The following is a 19644-nucleotide window of genomic DNA, read 5'->3' as shown; positions in this document are numbered from 1 at the left end:
GTCTTCGCCGCATGAGATGGCGCATGACGCCGCACGAGCCCCACAGATCCACGCGCACCGGAAGGACCGACATGGCAGAGCCCGCACGAAGTCGCGCTGAGCTGTCCGAGCCCGCCCGCCGCCGCCGCCGCGGCGCCCGCGCAGTGCCGCAGGACTGGTTCCTGGACCCGGTCGACGGCGATTCCGCCTCCGCGGCGCCCGCGCGGCGTCTGAGCGCGCTGTCGGATACGGAGAGCGCGGATTTCCAGGATGCCTCCGAGGTCCCCGGCTCCATCTGGCAGGCCGTGGCCGGCGTCTACGGCGTAGACGACGACGGGGGCGAGCTCACCTGGCAGACCGATGCCCTGTGCGCTCAGACCGATCCCGAGGCCTTCTTCCCGGAGAAGGGCGGCTCGACCCGCGACGCCAAGCGCGTGTGCTTCGCCTGCCCGGTGCGCGATGAGTGCCTGGACTACGCCATGGCCCACGACGAGAAGTTCGGCATCTGGGGCGGGCTCTCCGAGCGCGAGCGCCGTCGTCTGCGCCGCGCCGGGCGCTGACGCGCCCGGATGCCCGGGCGACGGATCGACCGGAGGGTAGCCTTCCTCGAATGAGCACCGCAGAAGCACCGCTGGATCGACTCTGCTCCCGGCAGAGCTGCCGTCGACCCGCGCGGACCACCCTGACGTTCGTGTACTCGGACTCGACCGCTGTCATCGGACCGCTGTCGGTGCATGCGGAGCCGCACGCGTACGACCTGTGCGTTCCGCACGCCCAGCGCATGACCCCTCCGCGCGGCTGGGAGATCGTCCGCCTCGAGGGCATCCCCGACTCCCAGGACGAGGAGGCGCCCGCGGCTCAGCGCGGTGACCTCGTGGCGGACTCCGCGCCGCTGGCGCCGCTGAGCACGCTGCCCGGTGCCGCACGGACCCACGTGCCTGCCGCGGACGCCGGATCGCAGACGCAGAGTCCGCAGGCCGATGACGAGGACGCCGCCGGGGATGATGCCCCGGGGAACCCCTTCGGCTCCGCCTCCAAGGGGTGGGGCCGCAGGCGTCGTTCCCGGCTGAGGGCCGTGAGCTCCTCGGGGCACAAGGAGCCGGCCGAGGAGTCCGTCGAGCACGGCGGCGAGGCATCGTCCTCCGCGCCGGAGGAAGCCCCGGTCGCTGCGATTCCCGAGCACCCGAGCGTGTCGGGCGGGCGCGCGGCTGGGCTGCGCGCCGTCTCCGATCCCGTGCAGGAGCGGGAGCCCGTCCAGGGCATCGACGATCCGGGCGAGGCGGGCTCCCTCCACGGCGAGGACGGTGCCTTCGACTCCCTGACGGATGAGATTTTCGCCAGCCACAGCACGGTGTACGTGCCCGCACGCCGAGCAGCGCGCCCCCAGCCCGAGGGGATGCGCCGCCCGCATCTGCGCCGCGGGCGCTCCTGAGCCGGACTCGGTGCCTGACCTGCCCCTACAATGGCCCACGGCGCCCCTCGATGAGGTCGCCGCGACCATGGTCCCCCCAGCCGAAGGCCTCCGCACATGACCAGCGCTCCTGGCTCCGATCCGTCGTCTCGACCCGCAGGAGGCTCGTCCCCTGACGGGACCTCCGAGTCGGATCTCCCCGCATCCCGCTCCACCAGCCGTCCGAGCACGGGACGGCTCCCATGGGTGCAGGATTCCGCTGCTCAGGAGTCGATCGAGCGCGTCCGCCACCGCGGGCGAGGGATCTCCGAGCTCTCCGCGGACCTGCTCGAGATCCTGCGCTGCCCGCTGACCCGCGGTCGGCTGCTGCCCCTCGACGAGCATCACCTCATGAGCGAGCTTCCGCACCTGGAGGGGATCCACCCCGTCTACGAGATCACCGACGGCATCCCGCATCTGCTGCCCGTTCAGGCGATGGCGGACCGAGGGCCCCGGTGAGCCGGTCGCGTCCGGCTCGCCCCCAGCAGCCGCTGACCTCCGGAGCGCAGTGGGCCCACCTGGGCCCGGCGGTCTCCGCGCAGAGCAGTTCCGAGCAGCTGGCCTCCTCCGGGAGGCCTGACGCTTCACGCGCTGCGGACGGCTCGACGAGCGGGCCCGTCGAGCCCTGGGGCGATGCTGGTCGGCAGAACGTCTCCCCGCACTCCGCCGAGCAGCCCCGCACACATGATCGATCGGAGCCGGAGTCTCCGGGCCGCGGCAGCACGGCGCATGCGCCCGAGGCCCGTTCGGGCGGCTCCCGTCGAGCGGAGGAGCAGGGCGGGCGACTGGGCGCACTGGGGGCGCTGACCCGCGTGCTCGTGGCACTTGCGGTGCCGCTGTCGCTGCTGGTGGTGAGTATCCGCCTGGTGGCCACGCCGCTGTTCCTGTGGATCGAGTACCACCGCCCGGGCTTCCCCGAGGATCCCTACGGGTTCCAGGCCGAGGACCGCATGATCCTGGGCTCCCAGGGCATGGACTACGTCCTCAACTGGGCCCCGGGGCCGTTCCTGGGGGAGGTGCGCACCTCGTCCGGGCGGCCATGGTTCACGCCGGAGGAGGTCTCCCACATGACCGACGTGAAGTGGGTCCTGCAGATCGGCCTGTGGGCGGGGTTCGTGGTCGTCCTGGCGGCACTCGTGCTGGGCCTGCTGCGCCGCCGCGACCGCGACGGCCTGCTCACCTCCGTGGCCGTGGGCGGCTGGCTGACCGTGATCGCCTCCGCCGCTCTGGCGGTGGGGGCGGCACTGGGCTGGCAGCAGTTCTTCGCGGGGTTCCACTCCCTGTTCTTCTCCGACGGCACCTGGACGTTCTCGAACGCCGACACCCTGATCCGGCTCTACCCCACGCAGTTCTGGATGGACGCGGCGGGGACGATCGCCGTGATCACCGTGTGCGGCTCGGTGCTGGCCGCAGTCCTGGCGCAGCGGGCCCGTTCGGGTCGGCGCGGGCGTCGTCGGGATTGATCCAGCAGACCCGGCAGACGAGCAGCCCCGCAGGAGCGCACAGCGCACCTGCGGGGCTCCGTCCTCCTCCGCTCAGATCCAATTGTCGAACCACATGCGGGCCCGCCAGTGGTCGTAGGGCAGGACCTGGGCGCTCCACAGGGGCCAGAAGAACACGGCCAGAGCCAGCACCGCGCACAGCCACAGGCCCACCACGGTCCAGCCGATCCGCGCCGGCCACGGCCGTGTGTGCGGCCCCGGCAGCAGCAGCCCGGCCACTCCGGCCAGGACGAGGACCAGGAACGGCAGGTAGGGCAGGGCGTAGAAGAAGAACTTGGTGCGCTCCGGGTACATCAGCCACGGCAGCCACCCGACCGCGATCAGGCTCAGCAGGCTCGCCATGCGCCAGTCGCGGCGCACCGCCACGACCACGACGGCCACGACGAGAGCGACGAGGCCCGCCCACCAGATCCCGGGGTTGCCCTGGTTGAAGATCTGCTGCGAGCACTTGGCGGCCTCGCAGCCGGACTGGCCCTGGCCCAGGGACTCGTAGAAGTACGACGTCGGCCGGCCCAGGAACATCCAGTCCCACGGCTGGGACATGTAGGTGTGCTCGGAGGAGAGCCCCTGATGGAAGTCGTAGGCGGAGACGTGGTACTCCCACAGCGAGCGCAGCGGGGCCGGAAGCCACTGCGGGCCGTCGTCGGGGTGCTCTGCGGCCCACTGCCTGCGGTAGCCGCCGGTGGAGCGGAACCAGCCCGTCCAGGTGGCCAGGTACACCGCCAGCGCCACGGGGATCATGGACAGGAAGGCCGGGATGCCGTCGCGCAGCAGCCCCGACGGCAGCCAGAGCCGCACACCAGCGGCGCGCCGTGCCGTGAGGTCCCAGATCACCGTGAGCAGGCCCAGGGCGGCCACGAAGTAGAGAGCGTTCCACTTCACGGCCACGGCGAGCCCGCAGGAGACGCCGGCGGCGATCCGCCACCAGCGCACGCCGAGCCCGGGGCCCCAGCGGACGCTCCGGGCGCTCATCCGTCGGGCCAGGCGCTTTCGGGCGTCCTGGCGGTCGAGCAGCAGCAGCACGAAGGCCAGCAGGACGAACAGCGCCAGGAAGATGTCCAGCAGGGCCAGGCGCGAATGGGCGATGTGCAGCCCGTCGACGGACAGCGCCAGCCCGGCGATGGCCGAGACGATGGGGGAGCGGAACAGCAGGGCGGCGGCGATCACCACCAGCACGATCATCAGCGTCCCCGCCACGGCGGAGGAGAAGCGCCAGCCGAAGGCATCGCCGGCGCCGAAGAGACGCATGCCCAGCCCGATCAGGATCTTGCCCAGCGGCGGATGCACCGCATAGGAGGGCGCGTCCAGCGGCTCGGGAGGGGTTCCGGCGGCGAAGCCGGCATCGGCGTCGTCGGGCCACTCGCGCTCGTAGCCCGAGAGCATGATCGCCCAGGAGTCCTTGACGTAGTAGGTCTCGTCGAAGGCGATGTCCTGCGGCTGTCCCAGGTGCCAGAAGCGCAGGAAGGCCCCCAGCAGGATGCTCAGCAGCGGCAGCAGCCACAGCCGGGACAGGCTCAGCGGAGTGCGCGGCAGCAGCCGTTCACGCAGCTCGGCCTCCGTGGGCGCGGACCGGCGCGGAGTCCAGGCGGCCGAGTCGAGGACGGCCATCGAGGTCGTGGGAGGAGGGGCCGGCGGCGGCGCTGAGTGCGAGGGGGACACGGAGATCATGCTAGGGGAAGCGAATGCCCGTGAGCCCCGGGATCTACAGTGGTCCGGTGAGCACCGATCGCAACGCCCCCGCTGACCGCCACGACTCCGCTCGGATCGCGGGGCTGCCCCAGGGCGGCTGCCTGGTCCTGGCCGCCACCCCGATCGGCAACCTGGGCGATGCCTCCGACCGGCTGAAGGCCGCCCTGTCCATCGCCGACGTCGTCGCTGCGGAGGACACGCGCCGCACCCGTCGTCTGGCCTCGGGACTGGGGATCGAGATCACGGGACGGCTGGTGGCTCATCACGAGCACAACGAGGAGTCCAGCTCCCAGCAGCTGCTCGACGAGGTGCGCAGCGGCTCGATGGTCGTGGTGGTCTCCGACGCAGGCATGCCGACCGTCTCCGATCCCGGCTACCGGGTCGCGGCCGCCGCCGCAGCCCAGGACCTGCCGGTCACGTCGCTGCCGGGTCCGTCGGCCGTGCTCACGGCGCTCGCGGTCTCGGGGCTGCCCAGTGACCGCTTCGCCTTCGAGGGCTTCCTGCCGCGCAAGCCCGGGGCCCGTTCCGCGCATCTGGTGGAGCTGGCCGGGGAGAAGCGCACGATGGTCTTCTATGAGGCCCCGCACCGGATCGCAGCGATGATCGAGGCGATGGCCGAGGCCTTCGGCCCGGAGCGCCCTGCGGCCATCGCCCGCGAGCTGACCAAGGTCTACGAGGAGGTCCTGCGCGGGAGCCTGGGCGATCTGCACGAGCGGATCCGCGAGGACGGTCTGCGCGGGGAGATCGTCGTGGTGGTCCAGGGAGCTCCGGCAGCCGAGCCTGAGGAGGCTGCGGATCTGGTGGGACTGGTGGAGCAGGAGGTCGCACGCGGGACCCGGCTCAAGGACGCCGCCGGTCAGATCGCCGCCGCGCACGGAGTCTCGAGGCGGGATCTCTACGAGGCGGTGCTCGCCGCTCGGTCCTGACGCGCACCGCCATCATTCGCCGCCCGGAGCCCTCGGAGATGACCGGGCCATCGGACCGGTGGGTGCGCAGTGGGGCCGATAGGCGTCGGGGCGACGGGCTAGCCTGGGCGGGATGAGAACCTCCCGCCTGAACCAGACGCTGTGGCCGGACCCCGCCCAGCGACCCGCGACCGTGCCCGGTCAGACCCCTGAGGCCTACCGCTCCGAGCACTATCAGCTGCCGGAGGACGCGCCGTCGGGCCCGGGGACCAGGCGCCGCGGCGAATCCGCCGAGACCGGGCACAAGCGCGACCTGAGCTTCCCGGAGGCTCCCCAGCCGCTGCCGCTGCCGATCGTGGACAACCACACGCACATCGACATCCAGGACGGCAGGGTGCACATCGGGATCCCGGATGCCCTGGATGTCGCCCAGGACCTCGGCATCCGGGGGATCGTGCAGGTCGGCTGCGACATCCCGTCCTCGCGCTGGGCGGTCGAGGCCGCAGAGGCCGACGAGCGCATCCTGGCCGCCGTGGCGATCCACCCCAATGACGCCCCCGCGCTCGCGCAGAAGGACGCGCTCGACGACGCCCTGACGGTGCTCGACGAGCTCGCCGGGCACGAGCGCACCCGGGCGATCGGAGAGACCGGACTGGACTACTTCCGCACCGGCAAGGACCGCCACGAGCTGCAGCAGGACTCGTTCCGCGAGCACATCCGCCTGGCCAAGAAGCACGGGTTGGCCATGCAGATCCACGACCGCGACGCCCACGCCGACGTCGTGCGGATCCTGCTGGAGGAGGGCGCCCCCGAGCGCACCGTCTTCCACTGCTTCTCCGGCGATGCCGAGCTGGCGCGGATCTGCAACGAGAACGGCTGGTACATGTCCTTCTCGGGCACGGTCACCTTCAAGAACTCCCACGGGGTCCAGGCCGGGCTGCGGGAGGCGCGCCGCGAGCTGATCATGGTCGAGACCGATGCTCCGTTCCTCACCCCGCACCCCTACCGCGGGCGGCCGAACGCGCCGTACCTGGCGGTGCAGACGGCGCGCTGGATCGCTGAGCACCTCGAGACCCCGCTCGAGCAGCTGTGCGAGCAGCTCGAGCGCACCTCCCGCGAGGTCTACGGCGAGCACTGAGGCGGTGGGCCGATAGCATGTCCGACGTGCAGAGCCCTGATGCCCCGGAACCCGCTGTCCTCCCCCTGCTCGGTCCCGCCGAGATCCGGGAGCTGGCCGCCTCCGCCGGCATCCGCCCCACCAAGACCCTGGGGCAGAACTTCGTGATCGATCCCAACACGATCCGCCGCATCGTCGCCGCCGCACGGCTGGAAGCCGCTCACGACGACGGTCCTGTGGCCACGGTGCTGGAGGTCGGCCCCGGTCTCGGCTCGCTGACCCTGGGGCTGCTGGATGCTGTCGAGCACGTGGTCGCCGTGGAGATCGATCCGCCGCTGGCCGCACAGCTGCCGCACACCGTCGCCCGCTTCCGCCCTGAGGCCGCCGACCGGCTCGAGGTCGTGCTGGAAGATGCGCTGCAGGTCGCCTCGCTGCCCCGGGAGCCTGAGGCGCTCGTGGCGAACCTCCCGTACAACGTCGCCGTGCCTGTGCTGCTGAACCTGCTGGCGCGCTTCCCCTCGATCCGCCAGGGGCTGGTCATGGTCCAGGACGAGGTCGCAGACCGCCTGGCGGCCCGGCCCGGGTCCAAGGTCTACGGCGTGCCGTCGGTCAAGGCGTCCTGGCATGCGGAGGTCGAGAAGGCCGGCGTGATCGGCACCCAGGTCTTCTGGCCGGCGCCGCGGATCAGCTCGGGACTGGTGCGCTTCCGCCGTCGCGCCGAGCCGCTGGCGCGCATCGGCGCTGCGGAGGCGCTGAGTCTGTCTGGTCGAGAGGGGGAGGGTGCCGAGCGCGATGCCGTCTTCGCCGTGGTCGATGCTGCCTTCGCCCAGCGCCGCAAGACGCTGCGGGCCGCACTGTCCGGCTGGGCAGGCTCCGGGGCGCTGGCCGAGGAGATCCTGATCGAGGCCGGCATCGCCCCGTCCGAGCGCGGGGAGAAGCTCGACGTGCTGGGCTTCGCGAGCATCGCGGCGGCCGGTGCTTCCCGCGGCATCATCGGGGGACCGCGCGCCTCGATCGGCGGGCAATCGTGAGCGGACCGGTCCAGGCCGTGGCCCCGGGCAAGGTCAATCTCTGCTTCCGGGTGGGCCCTCTGCGCGAGGACGGCTACCACTCGGTGGCCAGCCTGTACGCCGCGGTCGATCAACTCGAGACCGTGCAGCTCGAGCTGGATCCGCAGCGCCCGGCCGGATCCGTGGGCTGCGAGCTGCGGGTGGTCGCAGGCTCCCTGGTGGCCCAGCAGGAGGCTGCCGGCGCCTTCGACCCGACTCTCGTGCCGCTCGACGAGCGCAATCTGGCGGTCCGGGCCGCCCAGGCGGTGCTGGCCGAGGCCCCGGACCTGCCCAGCGGTCTCATGCTGCGGATTGCCAAGGCCGTGCCGGTGGCCGGCGGGATGGGCGGAGGCTCTGCCGACGCCGCAGCGGCGCTGAGCGCGGCCGCCGAGCTGATCGCGCGGGAGACGGGCCATGCGATCGCGCGCGAGCGGCTGCTCGAGATCGGTGCGGGCCTGGGCGCCGACGTCCCCTTCGCCATGACGGGGGGAGCGGCGGTCGGGACCGGCAGCGGCACCGAGCTGCGCGCCGTGCCTGTGCGGGTCCGATGGCACGGCGTCCTCGTGGCTGATACCGGCGCGCTGTCCACTCCGGAGGTCTTCGCGACCCTGGACCGGATGCGCGCCGAGGGCGCTGCACCGACGGTGCGGGAGTCCGAGCTGGAGGTGCCCGCCGGGCTGCTGCGCGCCCTGGCTGAGGGCGAGTCTGCGGTCGGCGGGGAGGCGCTGGCCAATGATCTGCAGGCGCCGGCTCTGCAGATGTCGCCCGAGCTGCGGCGGCGCCTCGACGAGCTCGAGGAGCTGGACGCTCGAGCGATGGTCTCCGGCTCGGGGCCCACGATCGTCGCGCTGCCCCGCACGTCAGGTCATGACGACGGCGCGGAGTCGAGCCGGGTGCTGGCGGCACAGCTGCGCGAGCGCGGCCTGTGCGCCGTGGCCTGCACCATCGGCTGAGACACCCGGCTTCCCGCCCGGACACGCAACGCAGACCCGGGGCGCGATCGTGTGCCTGCAAAGTCATGAGGCACCCTTACTGAAGGGGACGTCTCGTCCGAGTCCCTGGAAGATGCTGTCGAAAGGCCTCATGCTGGATGGCTTGTATGCCCGTGCGCAGGGGGCGTGCGGTCGAACAGCAGGGGAGAGGCATGGCAGTGGACAGCTCCGTCGCCGCGACTGAGCATCGGGGCGGACCGGAGAGCGGGGCCTCGGCAGCCGCACCGCGGCAGCGGTGGATCGACACGGTCAAGGGAACCGCGATCGTCCTGGTGGTGCTGGGGCACGCCTACGGGCTCCAGCAGGAGTACGGGTGGCAGGCCCACGGCCTGTGGAACGACGTCAACATCCTGCTCGGGCTGTGGCGGATGCCCGTCTTCATGGTCGTGGCAGGCTTCTTCGTCACTCGCTCGCTGGAGAAGTACGGCAGGCAGTACTGGCGTCGTCGTCCGCTGAACATGCTGTGGCTGTTCGTGGTCTGGACGGTCGTCTTTGCGGTCTCCTACCTGCTCATCGGAGCGGTCTCGGACACCCTGACTCCGGGGGCCAAGCTCGGCGAGTGGGTCCATGAGACGCTCACCTTCGACTCCTACCTCTGGTTCCTGATCGCCTTGGCGGTCTACTACGGCCTGCAGGCCGTGGTGGGGACGCGACCGCGGATCGGCGTCGTGCTGGTGGCGCTCGCGCTGTACGTGCTCTTCGTCCCGGGTCTGGTCGACAAGGTCTCCTGGGGCAGCAACGAGGTGCCCCAGCACTGGCTGTTCTTCCTGGCGGGGGCCTGGGGCAGCAGCGCCATCCGCACCCGAGTGCCGCAGATCCCCGTGTGGCAGGGACTGGCCTGGTGCGTCGCCTTCGCGGTCTCGCTGCTGCTGTGGATGCCCACCCGCGAGGTCCCCGTCCTGGAGCACTTCACAGCTGCGGTGCCGCCGCTGCTGGGGATTCCTGCGGGGATGTGGCTGCTGCACCTGCTCGACGGGCGCCGCGGCATGGGCTGGGCGCGAGCGGCGGGTTCGCGCAGCCTGCCGATCTACGTGCTGCACGCCATCATCCTGCAGCTGCTGCTCGGCCTGATGACGCGCGTGGCCTGGCCGGAGGCCATGGGCACGGTGATGCTCTGGGCGGGTCCGGTCCTGCTCACGGTCCTCACCGTCGTCGTGGCGCTGGTCATCCACCGGGTCACCGGATCGGTGCCGCTGCTGTGGGGCCTGCCGCAGCCGGCCGATCCGCGGGTCTCGCGCGGTCGCCACGCGGTCTGAGGCGGCTCAGACCTCCTGCGCGGCGCGCAGCGCCTGCCGGGACTGCTGCAGGCGCCGCGCTGCGGCCTCCTCGCCTCCCCGACGGGCGGCCGAGGAGACCAGGGAGAGCAGGACGCCGCTGACGCGCACGCGCAGGGACGCGGGATCCACGATGCCGTCGAAGGCCTCGAGCACCGGCGCGATCGACGGCGCGGAGAGGGGAGCGCGGTCGTCCCGGGGGTCGTCCAGCTGCGCGCAGCGGTGCGCCAGATAGCAGGCCAGGTCATCGTCCAGGCGACCCGGACCCACGGAATCGAGATCCAGCAGGCCCGTGATCGGCCCCAGGGACGGCTCCAGCAGTCGGGGTCCCACCATGACGTTGCCGGCGTGGAAGTCACCGTGGCTCGGGACCAGGTCAGCGTCCTCGCACGCGCACCGCGCGGCATCCACCGCCTCCGCGTGGGCGAGCACCTCCTCGGCCGATTCCGGCAGGGAGGCCGCAGCTGAGCGCGCGTAGTCCAGGACGCGATCCGTCCACGACGGACGCCGGGCCAGGTCCATGACCGAGCACGGAAGCCGGTCCAGCAGGGCGAGCAGATGCTCCGCCTGCAGCGGCGATTCCGGGTGGTCGTGTCGCTTCCGCGAGGCGGGGTGCCCCGGAACGTGCGCCAGCAGCACGCCGCCGTCGCCGGAGACCGCCAGGGGCTGGGGCACCGGGACGCCCGCCTCCCAGAGGCTGAGGTGGCGCTGCACGAGCTCGTGCTGACGGGCAGGCCGCACGACCTTGAGCCAGGCGGCGGGGTCGTCGAGTCCGTCGGCGTTCAGGCGCAGCACGGCGCGCCGGGTGGGGCGATAGGACAGAGGCGCCGGAGACAGCGCCTCTGGATCCGGCAGGCCCAGTCCCAGGCTCGGATCCAGCAGAGATGTGGAGCTGCGAAGCCCCGGCAGCCAGGGGTCCTCGGGCCACAGCCACCCGATCAGGGCGCAGCCTTCGGCCTCCACCGCGACGGGGCCGGGGTCACCCCAGGAGGAGTCCGAGCCCGACTTCGGCAGCGCCGGCATGGCCCCGGTCGACAGGCATACGACGACCTCGTCGGGGTCCTGCGACGGCAGCCTGCCGGGCCATGTGGGCGCCCCCTGCAGATCGTGGCGCAGCCGCAGCGCGTAGACGCCGGTGACCCCGGCGCCCGGGCGGTGGTGCAGGCCGATCCGCCGCCACGGCCGCCCGTCCGATGCGCAGAGCCGACGACGCCCCAGCGCCAGCCCATGGGCGGCCAGCACGGAGTCCAGGGCCCGGCGCAGACCGGAGCCGCGCAGCACCTCGACGGCCGCCAGCTCCGCGGCGACGCCGTCGGCGGGTGGGGCAGGGACCACGTCGTCTCCCCTCGGGATCTCAAGCCGGCGGCATCCTCACCGCGCGATCTCCCCGACGATAACCCGAGGTGCGCGCGGGCGCCCGCAGTCGTCGGCGAGCGCTCAGCGGATGATCAGGCAGGTCGTGGTGGCGTGAGCGATGAGCCGTCCGCTCTCGTGATGCACCTGGCCCTCAGCGGTCGCGGTGCGCCCGCCCACGTGGATCGTGGTGCCCTCGGCGCGCAGCCGCATGCCCTTCACGGACATCACGACGCGGCCCGCCTCGACCTCATCGAAGCTCATCCCGAGCAGCCGGCGGATCGACGGGACGGCGTCGGAATCGTGGTCCTTGAGCCAGCGCAGGGTCTCCAGCCCGGTCATCGACGACCAGCCCGGATCCTGGGCCTTCCCTACAGCCTGTGCGGCGCCGGTCTGCTCGGCGGGCTCTCCCGCGGTCATGGGCGTCTCCTCCGGTGGTGGGGCCGCATCAGCCCTCCAGCTGCTCGGAGAGCTCGAGCCAGCGCATCTCGAGCTCGTCGATCTCGTCCTTGGCCGCGTTCATGCGGGCGGTGATCTCGCCCAGGCCCTCGAAGTCGGTCTGGTCGTGGTCGGCCAGCTCCTGCTCCCGGTCTGCCACCGTCTCGCGCAGCTTGGACAGCTTGCGCTCGATCGACCCGACCTCCTTCTGCATGGCGCGGGACTCGGCCCCGGACAGGGAGGAGCCCTGCGAGGACGCGGAGGCGGCCATGGGGTTCGACTCGGAGGTCTGCAGCGCGGAGCCGTCGGCCAGGCGCAGGTACTCGTCCACGCCGCCGGGCAGATGCCGGAAGCGGCCGTCGAGCACGGCGTACTGCTGATCGGTCACCCGCTCGAGCAGATAGCGGTCGTGGGAGACGACCAGCAGGGTGCCCGGCCAGGTGTCCAGCAGGTCCTCCATGGCCGCGAGCATGTCCGTGTCGAGGTCGTTGGACGGCTCATCCAGCACCAGGACATTGGGCTCCTCGAGCAGGATCAGCAGCAGCTGCAGGCGCCGCTTCTGCCCGCCGGAGAGATCCTTCACGGGCGTGGCCAGGTGCTCGTTGGTGAAGCCCAGCCGCTCGAGCAGCTGCCCGGGCGTCATCTCCTTGCCGCCGGTCACGTAGGAGGTCCGGTAGCGCCCGACCACATCCGAGACGCGGTCCTCGGCGACTTCCTCGAGCTCGCGCAGCTGCTGGGTCAGCACGGCCAGCTTCACGGTCTTGCCCCGCGTGACGGTTCCGGAGGTGGGCTGGACGTCGCCGGTGACGAGTCCCAGAAGAGTGGACTTGCCGGCGCCGTTGCGACCCAGGATGCCGGTGCGCTCGCCGGGGGCGATCAGCCACGTCACGTCCTTGAGCACCGTGTGCTCGCCGGCCTCCCGGTGGCCGGTCTCCTCGTCGTCGTGGGCCCCGGTGTAGGTGACCCAGGCATCCTCGATGTCGACCACGCGCTTGCCCAGCCGCGAGACGGCCATCCGCGACAGCTCCACGGTGTCGCGCGGCGGCGGGACATCGGAGATCAGCTCGTTGGCCGCCTCGATGCGGAACTTGGGCTTGGAGGTCCGGGCAGGGGCGCCGCGGCGCAGCCAGGCCAGCTCCTTCTTCATGAGGTTCTGCCGCTTGGCCTCGGTCACAGCGGCTTGTCGGTCGCGCTCGACGCGCTGCAGGACGTAGGCCGCATAGCCGCCCTCGAAGGGATCCACGATCCGGTCGTGGACCTCCCAGGTGGCGGTGGAGACCTCGTCCAGGAACCAGCGGTCGTGGGTGACCACCACGAGCCCGCCCTGGGACTTGGGCCACCGCGAGTTCAGATGCCGGGCCAGCCAGGTGATGCCGTCGACGTCGAGGTGGTTGGTGGGCTCGTCCAGGAACAGCACATCCCACTCCTGGGCCAGCAGCGCGGCCAGGGCGGTGCGGCGGCGCTGGCCGCCGGAGAGCTCGCCCACCGGCGCGTCCCAGTCCAGATCGGCCACGAGCCCGCCGATGACGTCGCGCACCTTGGGATCGCCGGCCCATTCGTGCTCGGGACGATCCCCGACGACGGCCTGACCGACCGTCAGCGACGGATCCAGGACGTCCGCCTGGTCGAGCATCCCGATCCGGGTCCCGGAGCGCGAGGTCACGCGTCCCTGATCAGGGTCGATCCGTCCTGCGAGGACCTTCATGAGGGTCGATTTGCCGTCGCCGTTGCGCCCGACGATGCCGATGCGGTCGCCGGCGTCGATGCCGACCGTCACGCCCTCCAGGACCGTGCGGGTGGGAAAGGACAGGTGCAGGTTCTCCCCGCCGAGTAGATGAGCCATGATCCGCTCAGCCTATCGGCCGCGGCGGACGCCGGAGGGCCCGCGGCATCACCAGGAGCCTGAGTGCCGACTGGTAGTGTGGGCCAGCACGCGCGGTGCCCGCGGCAGCCGCGAGAGAAGCGGTCCCGCACCTGCCGCGCCACGGTGCGATCCGCCTTGGTGTAATTGGCAGCACCCCGGCCTTTGGAGCCGTGGAGTCTAGGTTCGAACCCTAGAGGCGGAACCGACGGGACGCGGCAGCCCACCGACTCGTCCCGTCCCCTCGACATCCCATCCCAGAGGAGCACGACAGTCGTGAGCACAACGGAATCCGCCGGGGCGATGGTGCCGCCGGCCGCAGTGATCGTCCTGGCCGCGGGCAAGGGCACGCGGATGAAGTCCAAGACTCCCAAGATCCTGCACGAGATCTGCGGGCGCTCCATGGTCGAGCACTCCTTGGCGGCGGCGCGCTCGCTGGACCCGCAGCGCCTGGCCGTCGTGGTCCGACACGACCGGGACCGCGTGGCCCAGCACGTCCTGGCCTTCGACCCGGAGGCGATCATCGCCGATCAGTCCGAGGTCCCGGGCACCGGCTCCGCCGTGCTGGCCGGGCTCGAGGCCCTGGACGCCCAGCAGCGGGTCGAGGGCACCGTGGTGGTCACCTACGGCGACGTGCCCCTGCTGACCCCGGACACGCTGGCCGATCTGGTGCGCACCCACCAGGACAACGGCAGCGCGGTCACGGTGCTCACCGCCCAGCACCCCGAGCCCGGCAAGTACGGGCGCATCCTGCGCGATGCCGACGGCTCCTTCGCCGATATCCGCGAGTTCAAGGACGCGACCGAGGCCGAGCGCGCGGTCGCCGAGATCAACTCGGGGATCTTCGCCTTCGACGCCGACGTCCTGCGGGACTCGCTGGCCGCGGTCACCACGGACAACGCCCAGGGCGAGATGTACCTGACCGACGTCCCCCGCATCGCCCGCGAGGCCGGCGGCCGCGTGGACGCCGCGCTCATGGAGGACTACATGGAGCTGGAGGGTGCCAACGACCGTGCGGCGCTGGCCGAGCTCGGCCGGCACCTCAACCAGGTCACGGTGCGCCGCCACCTGCTCAATGGCGTGACCGTCGTGGACCCGGCGAGCACCTGGATCGACGTCGAGGTCGCGATCGGGCAGGACGCCACGATCCTGCCGAACACGCAGCTGCACGGCGTCACCTCGATCGGCGAGGACGCCGTCGTGGGCCCGGACACCACCCTGGACGACGTCCAGGTCGGCCGCGGGGCCAAGGTCGTGCGCACGCACGGCTCGGACTCCCGGATCGGCGCCGGCGCCTCGGTGGGCCCGTTCGCCTACCTGCGCCCGGGCACGGAGCTGGGTGCCGACGGCAAGATCGGCACGTTCGTGGAGACCAAGAACTCCACGATCGGCGAGGGCTCCAAGGTCCCGCACCTGTCCTACGTGGGAGATGCCACCATCGGCACCGGCTCCAACATCGGCGCCGCCTCCGTGTTCGTGAACTACGACGGCGTGAACAAGCACCGCACCACAATCGGCGATCACGTCCGCATGGGCTCGGACAACATGTACGTGGCCCCCGTGACGGTCGGCGACGGCGCCTACTCGGGTGCGTCCACCACCGTGCGCAAGGACGTACCGGCAGGGGCCCTGGCGCTGACCGAGGGCCGTGCTGTGATCGTGAAGGGCTGGGTCGAGCAGCACCGCGCCGGCACCGCAGCCGCGGAGGCCTCGGCACGGGCCCGCACGGGTTCAGCTGAGTCTGGTACAACCGAAGGCACGTCCGCGGGGCAGACCGCGGACGGCACCGCGTCGGCCCGTGTGGCCGGAGAAAGCGAGTCACGATGACCGGGATCCTCAACAACGGATCGAGCCGCCTCGTCCTGCTCTCGGGCCGGGCGCACCTCCCGCTGGCTGAGGACGTCGCGCGTGAGCTCGGCACGGAGCTCGTGCCGACCGACGCCTACGACTTCGCCAACGGCGAGACCTACGTGCGCTTCAGCGAGTCCGTGCGCGGCGCCGATGCCTTCCTGATCCAGTCCCACCCGGCGCCGATCAACCACTGGATCATGGAGCAGCTGCTCATGCTGGACTCGCTCAAGCGGGCCTCGGCGAACTCGATCACCGTGGTCTCGCCCTTCTACCCGTACGCGCGCCAGGACAAGAAGCACCAGGGCCGCGAGCCCATCTCCGCTCGCCTGATCTCGGATCTGTACAAGACGGCAGGCGCCGACCGCCTGATGTCCGTGGACCTGCACACCGCCCAGATCCAGGGCTTCTTCGACGGCCCCGTCGATCACCTCATGGCCATCCCCATCCTGGCCGATCACGTGCGCACGCTCGTGGACGACGTCGACAACGTCACCGTGGTCTCCCCGGACACCGGCCGTGTGCGCGTGGCGGAGCAGTGGGCCGAGCGCCTGGGCGGCTCGCCGCTGGCCTTCGTGCACAAGACCCGCGACATCACCGTGCCGAACCAGGCGGTCTCCAAGGAGGTCGTCGGCCAGGTCGCGGGGCGGACCTGCGTGCTGATCGACGACATGATCGACACCGCCGGCACCATCACCGGGGCGGTGAAGGTCCTGAAGGCCGCAGGGGCCAAGGACGTCATCATCGCCGCGACCCACGCGGTGTTCTCGGACCCCGCGGTCGAGCGCCTGCAGAGCTGCGGCGCCCGCAAGGTCGTGGTCACCGACACCCTGCCCGTCCCGCCGGAGCACCGCTTCGAGGGCCTCGAGGTCCTCTCGATCGCCCCGCTGCTGGCTCGGGCCATCCAGGAGGTCTTCGAGGACGGCTCGGTCACCAGCCTGTTCAACGGCCGCTCCTGACACCCGGCTGCCGCCGATCCTGAGATCGCCGCGGCGGACAGACGACGACGCCCTCGCTTCCGTGCGGAAGCGAGGGCGTCGTGCTGTGCCGGACCCGGAAGGCGGGTCAGGACGAGTAGCGCTGCAGGAAGGCGGCCATGGCGTCGCGGTGGGTCTGATCCAGCGGGCGGAAGGTGCCGTCGTTCCAGCCGGTCGTGATGCCCTGGGCGCTCATCCACTGGATCTCCTTGTAGAAGGCCGAGCCGGGGCGCACGTCCTTGAACGAGGAGGTCTTCGGTGCGGTGTAGGCCGGCGATCCCGACATGCGGTAGAGCAGCGCGGCGGTGGCGTTGCGGTCGATGTCGTTCAGCGGGCGGAAGGTGCCGTCGGACCAGCCGGTGAGCAGGCCCTTCGAGCGTGCCCAGGTGATCTCCTTGTAGAAGGCCGAGGACGGGGACACATCCTTATAGGGGGAGACCTTGGGCGGGGTGTAGGCGGGCGAGCCGGCCATGCGGTAGGCCACGGCGGCCATCGCGTTGCGGTCGATGTTCTGGGTCGGGCGGAAGGTGCCGTCCGACCAGCCGGTGAGCAGGCCCTTCGACTTGGCCCAGCTGATCTCGGAGGCGAAAGGATGGTCGCCCGGCACATCGGCGAAGGGCCCGGCAGGGACGGTCTTGCGGGTCGCCTGGGGCTTCACGGCGGAGCTGGTGGTGGGCTTGGCCGTCGTGGATGAGGTGACCGACGAGCGGGCGTCGGAGGGGCCGTAGCCCGAGGCATAGCCGTAGCCGTCGACGACCGAGACGATCCGCCAGGGCTGCCCGGTGCGAGCAAGGTTCCCGTCGGCGATCGTGACGCCGATGCCGATCACGTCGATCTTGGGGGAGAGCAGCACCTTGTTGTGATCAGGGGAGTTCTTCCACCAGGTGACGAGGGCCTTGGGGTTGATCGAGTACTCGAGGGCCGTGATCTCATTCATGGCGTCCACGCCGGCGCCGCGTCGGGGATCGGAGACGAAGTTCAGGGAGTGGCTGACGTACTCGGCACGCACCACTCGATCGGACTCGTCCTGGGCGATGCCGGTGATCGTGGAGGAGTAGCGCACGGGCTTGAGGCCGCGAGCCGTCCGGTAGGCATTGATCTCGCTGAGGATCTGCTGCCGGTAGCCGTCCTTCTGGGACGAGGCCACGCTGACGATGTCCTGGGAGGCGGCCTGGGCGGGTGCGGGCCCGAGCATCACGGGCAGGGCCGTGAGGGCCGCGGCGGCCAGCGCTGCGCCGGCGAGTCGATGGCGAACGGAACGGGTCATGGGTCACTTCCCTTGCTGGCACGGACGATGTGCCGTCTGAGCGGTTGCATCTGGTTCCGGACGCGGGAGCGCGTCCGGGTGGTGCTGCGTCCGTGACGGGGAAGAAGCCTCGGGGCAGAGCGTCGGGGCTCGCAGTCGCGCGGGTGACGGCTGCGAGCCGGGCGGGAGCGGCTGCGGCAGGGGGTCCTGCCGCAGCCGCGATGGTCAGCGGGTCCTGACGGCGCCCGAGCACCGGGCGGGCGGGCACCGTCAGGGGTCAGTTGGCAAAGCGGTAGAGGAAGGCGGCCATGGCGTCGCGGTGGGTCTGGTCCAGGGGTCGGAAGGTGCCGTCGTTCCAGCCGGTCGTGATGCCCTGGGCGCTCATCCAGTGGATCTCCTTGTAGAAGGCGGATCCGGTGGGGACGTCCTTGAAGGAGGTGGTCCGCGGTGCGGTGTAGGACGGGGAGCCGGCCATGCGGTAGAGCAGCGCTGCGGTGGCGTTGCGGTCGATGTCGTTCAGGGGGCGGAAGGTGCCGTCGGACCAGCCGGTGAGCAGGCCTTCGGAGCGGGCCCAGGTGATCTCCTTGTAGAAGGCCGACTGCGGGGTCAGGTCCTTGTAGGGGGAGACGCGCGGCGGGGTGTAGGCGGGGGAGCCTGCCATGCGGTAGGCCACGGCGGCCATGGCGTTGCGGTCGATGTTCTCGGTGGGGCGGTAGGTGCCGTCGGACCAGCCGTTGAGGTACTTCTTGTTCTTGGCCCAGGTGATCTCGGTGGCGAACTGATTGCTGGCGGAGACATCGCGGAACGGGCCGGCGGTCGTGGGCGCGGTCGTCGGAGCCTTGCCGCCGATCGGGCGGTAGTTCGGGTTGATGGCCAGGTCGCGCAGCTTGGCGGCGCTGCCGCCGAACACGTTCGAGTCGCCGGAGAACGGGCCGGTCTCGGAGTATTGCCAGATGTCGTAGGTGCTCCAGCCGTTGGGCATGACTCCGGGGGAGCCGGTCCAGCGCGCGATCATCAGCGGGTGGTCGTTGAACCGAGCAGTGTTGCCGGTGCAGGTGGCCCACCAGTCGGTCGTCGAGTAGATCGCGGGCAGACGGCCCGTGCGCTTCTCGTAGCGGTTCGAGAAGCTCTCGATCCAGTTGACCATCTCCGACTGGGAGAGATTGAAGCAGATGTTGCCGTAGGCTGGGTACGGGTTGTACTCGATGTCCAGCAGGCCGGGCAGCGTGCGGCCGTCGGCGGACCAGCCGCCGCCGTTGTCCACGAAGTAGTCCGCCTGCGCAGCACCGGTGGAGGTGCGGGTCGGCACGGCGAAGTGGTAGGCGCCGCGGGTCATCCCGGCCTGATAGGAGCCGATGTACTGGCTGTCGAAGGCGGACGAGGTGTAGGTGGTGCCCTCGGTCGCCTTGACATAGGCGAAGCGGGCGCCCATGGAGTACTCCCGCGTCCAGTTCACCGACGGCTGCCATCCCGAGACATCCATGCCCTGGATGCCGGAGGGCTGCCAGGCGCTGCCGAGCACGCTCAGCGACATGGCGCCGATGGGACCCGAGGTGGACGACGCGGAGGCGGTGTCCTCGGGATCGGGAAGGTCCCCGCCCTCGATCTGCTCCATGGTCTCCTCGGAGTCCTCCGAGAGGTGCTTGGCCTCCTCGACCGTCTTCTGGTACTGGCCCATGGCGGCACCGGGAGTGTCATCACCGGTGCTCGGAGCGGACTGCGGCAGCTCGGGGTCGTCGTAGGAGGCCACGGCCTCGTCGTCGTAGGAGACGACCTCGCCGTCGACCAGGGGCAGCTCGCCCGCCGGGGCGCCCGCATCGGTGGTGCCGGTGGCGGGGGACTCCTCGGCGTGGGACGGGACGGCGGTGAGAAGGGAGGTGATGGTCAGAGCCGTCAGGGACAGCACGGAGCAGGTCGCGGTGTGGCGGGGGGAGGGAGACACGCGGGGCCTATCTGTTCGCGGG

17 protein-coding genes and 1 tRNA gene are annotated in these 19644 nt (G+C 71.3%); 12 read left to right on the top strand and 6 right to left on the bottom strand.

Annotated features, from left to right (window positions below):
* The first annotated feature begins 71 nt into the window (after positions 1 to 71).
* From FFS25_RS11945 to FFS25_RS11930, 4 genes are all read left to right on the top strand, one after another.
* The gene (locus FFS25_RS11945; RefSeq protein WP_235586796.1) at positions 72 to 539 is read left to right on the top strand and encodes a WhiB family transcriptional regulator; all 468 of its coding nucleotides are present in this window, start codon (positions 72 to 74) and stop codon (positions 537 to 539) included.
* A 50-nt stretch (positions 540 to 589) separates the two neighbouring features.
* A complete protein-coding gene (locus FFS25_RS11940; RefSeq protein ID WP_058871763.1) occupies positions 590 to 1411 on the top strand; it encodes a DUF3499 family protein in 822 nt (273 codons plus the stop codon).
* Between the two features lie 225 nt (positions 1412 to 1636).
* On the top strand, positions 1637 to 1888 hold the full coding sequence (locus tag FFS25_RS11935; protein ID WP_006213394.1) for a Trm112 family protein: 252 nt from the start codon (positions 1637 to 1639) through the stop codon (positions 1886 to 1888).
* A complete protein-coding gene (locus FFS25_RS11930; protein WP_137803072.1) occupies positions 1885 to 2892 on the top strand; it encodes a DUF1461 domain-containing protein in 1008 nt (335 codons plus the stop codon). The genes FFS25_RS11935 and FFS25_RS11930 overlap by 4 nt, the downstream gene beginning before the upstream one ends.
* A gap of 72 nt (positions 2893 to 2964) precedes the next feature.
* On the opposite strand, the gene FFS25_RS11925 is transcribed toward FFS25_RS11930, so the two are convergent.
* Entirely contained in the window at positions 2965 to 4599 is a 1635-nt protein-coding gene (locus FFS25_RS11925) for a dolichyl-phosphate-mannose--protein mannosyltransferase (RefSeq protein ID WP_375543938.1), read from the bottom strand.
* A 47-nt stretch (positions 4600 to 4646) separates the two neighbouring features.
* On the opposite strand from FFS25_RS11925, the gene rsmI reads away from it, so the two are divergent.
* The 5 genes from rsmI to FFS25_RS11900 all read left to right on the top strand — a co-directional run bounded on the left by rsmI (position 4647) and on the right by FFS25_RS11900 (position 9939).
* The gene (gene rsmI / locus FFS25_RS11920) at positions 4647 to 5546 is read left to right on the top strand and encodes a 16S rRNA (cytidine(1402)-2'-O)-methyltransferase (RefSeq protein ID WP_006213391.1); all 900 of its coding nucleotides are present in this window, start codon (positions 4647 to 4649) and stop codon (positions 5544 to 5546) included.
* Between the two features lie 112 nt (positions 5547 to 5658).
* Complete coding sequence (locus tag FFS25_RS11915) at positions 5659 to 6663, top strand: TatD family hydrolase (protein WP_137803071.1); 1005 nt, start codon at positions 5659 to 5661, stop codon at positions 6661 to 6663.
* A gap of 17 nt (positions 6664 to 6680) precedes the next feature.
* Entirely contained in the window at positions 6681 to 7673 is a 993-nt protein-coding gene (gene rsmA / locus FFS25_RS11910) for a 16S rRNA (adenine(1518)-N(6)/adenine(1519)-N(6))-dimethyltransferase RsmA (RefSeq protein WP_137803070.1), read from the top strand.
* Positions 7670 to 8644: a GHMP family kinase ATP-binding protein gene (locus FFS25_RS11905; RefSeq protein ID WP_249933890.1), complete on the top strand. Its 975-nt coding sequence runs from the start codon at positions 7670 to 7672 to the stop codon at positions 8642 to 8644. Before rsmA ends, FFS25_RS11905 begins: the two co-directional genes overlap by 4 nt.
* Positions 8645 to 8835: 191 nt before the next feature.
* Entirely contained in the window at positions 8836 to 9939 is a 1104-nt protein-coding gene (locus FFS25_RS11900; protein WP_171004202.1) for an acyltransferase family protein, read from the top strand.
* Positions 9940 to 9945: 6 nt separating this feature from the next.
* On the opposite strand, the gene FFS25_RS11895 is transcribed toward FFS25_RS11900, so the two are convergent.
* The 3 genes from FFS25_RS11895 to FFS25_RS11885 all read right to left on the bottom strand — a co-directional run bounded on the left by FFS25_RS11895 (position 9946) and on the right by FFS25_RS11885 (position 13591).
* On the bottom strand, positions 9946 to 11292 hold the full coding sequence (locus tag FFS25_RS11895; RefSeq protein WP_137803067.1) for a phosphotransferase: 1347 nt from the start codon (positions 11290 to 11292) through the stop codon (positions 9946 to 9948).
* A gap of 102 nt (positions 11293 to 11394) precedes the next feature.
* On the bottom strand, positions 11395 to 11730 hold the full coding sequence (locus FFS25_RS13860; RefSeq protein WP_249933889.1) for a PaaI family thioesterase: 336 nt from the start codon (positions 11728 to 11730) through the stop codon (positions 11395 to 11397).
* Between the two features lie 28 nt (positions 11731 to 11758).
* Positions 11759 to 13591, bottom strand: a complete 1833-nt coding sequence (locus FFS25_RS11885; protein WP_058871757.1) for an ABC-F family ATP-binding cassette domain-containing protein — start codon at positions 13589 to 13591, stop codon at positions 11759 to 11761.
* 150 nt (positions 13592 to 13741) lie between these two features.
* Between FFS25_RS11885 and FFS25_RS11880 the strand changes: the two genes are divergently transcribed.
* From FFS25_RS11880 to FFS25_RS11870, 3 genes are all read left to right on the top strand, one after another.
* A tRNA-Gln gene (locus FFS25_RS11880) sits at positions 13742 to 13814 on the top strand.
* Positions 13815 to 13912: 98 nt separating this feature from the next.
* Positions 13913 to 15436 (top strand): bifunctional UDP-N-acetylglucosamine diphosphorylase/glucosamine-1-phosphate N-acetyltransferase GlmU, encoded by a 1524-nt coding sequence (gene glmU, locus FFS25_RS11875; RefSeq protein WP_137803075.1) that lies wholly within the window; start codon positions 13913 to 13915, stop codon positions 15434 to 15436.
* Positions 15433 to 16416, top strand: a complete 984-nt coding sequence (locus tag FFS25_RS11870) for a ribose-phosphate diphosphokinase (protein ID WP_006214192.1) — start codon at positions 15433 to 15435, stop codon at positions 16414 to 16416. Before glmU ends, FFS25_RS11870 begins: the two co-directional genes overlap by 4 nt.
* A 106-nt stretch (positions 16417 to 16522) precedes the next feature.
* Here the strand turns inward: FFS25_RS11870 and FFS25_RS11865 are convergent, their stop codons facing one another.
* Positions 16523 to 17701, bottom strand: coding sequence for a CAP and S-layer homology domain-containing protein (locus FFS25_RS11865; RefSeq protein ID WP_137803066.1), 1179 nt, complete (start codon positions 17699 to 17701; stop codon positions 16523 to 16525).
* Between the two features lie 256 nt (positions 17702 to 17957).
* Entirely contained in the window at positions 17958 to 19622 is a 1665-nt protein-coding gene (locus FFS25_RS13465; RefSeq protein ID WP_171004201.1) for a GH25 family lysozyme, read from the bottom strand.
* Positions 19623 to 19644: the final 22 nt, after the last annotated feature.

The sequence above is a fragment of the Kocuria sp. 2SI genome (genome assembly GCF_005502825.1).
Taxonomy (GTDB): Bacteria; Actinomycetota; Actinomycetes; order Actinomycetales; family Micrococcaceae; genus Kocuria; species Kocuria palustris.
The sequence above is the reverse complement of the archived record's forward strand: the minus strand, read 5'-3'. Positions and strand labels throughout refer to the sequence as shown.